General features: G+C 74.3%; 2 protein-coding genes. Both read right to left on the bottom strand.

Annotated features, from left to right (window positions below; translation table 11 throughout):
• The coding region (locus tag PROKR_RS00995; protein ID WP_084800183.1) for a sensor histidine kinase at positions 1–980 on the bottom strand (980 nt) is incomplete at its 3' end.
• Complete coding sequence (locus PROKR_RS00990; RefSeq protein WP_036958932.1) at positions 973–1,659, bottom strand: response regulator transcription factor; 687 nt, start codon at positions 1,657–1,659, stop codon at positions 973–975. The genes PROKR_RS00990 and PROKR_RS00995, both read right to left, overlap by 8 nt.
• Positions 1,660–1,845 lie beyond the last annotated feature (186 nt).

Here is a 1,845-nt window from a genome sequence, read left to right as displayed (position 1 = left end):
GACCGGGCCGCGCGGGCGCGTTCGGTGCCGCGCTGGAACGGCTCGGCGAGCGTGGCGACCAGCCCCTCGGTGAGCCGCTCCCCCGTGTTCTCGACGACGAGGGTCGCGCCGCCGGGCCCGGTGTCGGTGTGGACGTGCACGGTGCCGGGCTCGGCGGCGCCGTCGGGCAGGTTGTGGACGATCGCGTTGTGCACGAGGTTCGTCGTCAGCTGCAGCAGGAGCGCCGGCGAGCCGGTGGCCGGGGTGACGTCGCCCGTGGTCTCGATCGTGACGCCGCGTCGCCCGGCGAGCGGCAGGAGCGTCTCGGTGGCCTCCTCCGCCAGGAGCGAGAGGTCGACGTGCTCCGGGGTGAAGGAGCGCTGGTCGGCGCGGCTGAGCACGAGCAGCGCCTCGGTGAGGTCGATCGCGCGGGAGTTGACGGAGTGCAGCCGCTCGACGAGCTCGCCGGTGGCGCCGTCCGGGTCCTTGCGGGCCACCTCGAGGAACGTCTGGGCGATCGCGAGCGGGGTGCGCAGCTCGTGGGAGGCGTTGGCCGCGAACCGGCGCTGCTCGGCGACGTGCGCCTCGAGCCGCGCGAGCATGGCGTCGAAGGAGTCGGCCAGCTCACGGAACTCGTCACGACGGCCGGGCAGGCGGATCCGGTGCGCGAGCGACCCGCCCGAGGCCCGGCGGGTGGCGTCGGTGATCTGCGCCAGCGGGGCGAGCATGCGGCCCGCGAGGAACCAGCCGCCCACCAGGCCGAACACCAGCAGGAACGCCATCACCAGCGTGGCGGCCGGCAGGAACACCCGCGGTCCCCACCCGCCGATGAACACCCCGGGGTTGAGGAGCTCGCGCAGGGTGTCGATCCCGTCCCGGGGCGAGTACCGCAGCAGGAACAGCCACACCACGGCGAGCACGAGCGTGCCCGCCAGCATGAGGAACCCCGTGTAGCTCAGCGTGAGCTTGAGGCGGACGCTCAGGCCGGGCGCCCTATCCACGGCCGGCTTCCGCGGGGGCCGGCACGTCGATCCGGTAGCCCACGCCCGGCACCGTGGCGATCACCCAGGGTTCACCGAGCCGCTTGCGCAGCGCCGACACCGTGATGCGCACCGCGTTGGTGAAGGGGTCGGCGTTCTCGTCCCAGGCCCGCTCCAGCAGGTCCTCGGCGCTCACGACGCCGCCGTCGGCCGCCACGAGCACCTCCAGGACGGCGAACTGCTTGCGGGTCACCGGCACGTACCGGCCGTCGCGGTAGACCTCGCGCCGGAACGGGTCCACGCGCAGGCCCGCGATCTCGCGCACCGGCGGGCGGTGGTGGGCCCGGCGGCGGTCGAGCGCCCGGAGCCGCAGCACGAGCTCGCGCAGCTCGAACGGCTTGGTGAGGTAGTCGTCGGCGCCCAGCTCGAACCCCGACGCCTTGTCGTCGAGCCGGTCGGCGGCGGTGAGCATGAGGATCGGCATGCCGCTGCCGGACGCGACCAGGCCCCGGGCGATCTCGTCGCCCGACGGCCCGGGGATGTCGCGGTCGAGGACGGCGATGTCGTACGCGTTGACGCTCAGCAGCTCCAGGGCCGTGTGTCCGTCGCCCGCGACGTCGGCGGCGATCGCCTCCAGGCGCAGGCCCGCGCGGATGCCGTCCGCCAGCTCGGGTTCGTCCTCGACGATCAGCACGCGCATACCCTCGATGCTACGGAGGCGGGGTATATCGCGGGCGTATCGAAATCCGCATACACCCCGGCAACCGCCCGCTGCCTTGGCTGGGCGCATGTCCACCAGCAGACGCGCACCAGCGACCGCCACCCGGCGGGACGCCGCCCAGGCCGGCCCCGGCCGACCCACGCCCCAGCCCGCCGGCACACCCGG

The organism is Promicromonospora kroppenstedtii DSM 19349 (assembly GCF_000515355.1).
Taxonomy (GTDB): Bacteria; Actinomycetota; Actinomycetes; order Actinomycetales; family Cellulomonadaceae; genus Promicromonospora; species Promicromonospora kroppenstedtii.
This window is presented reverse-complemented; position numbering and strand designations above follow the sequence as displayed.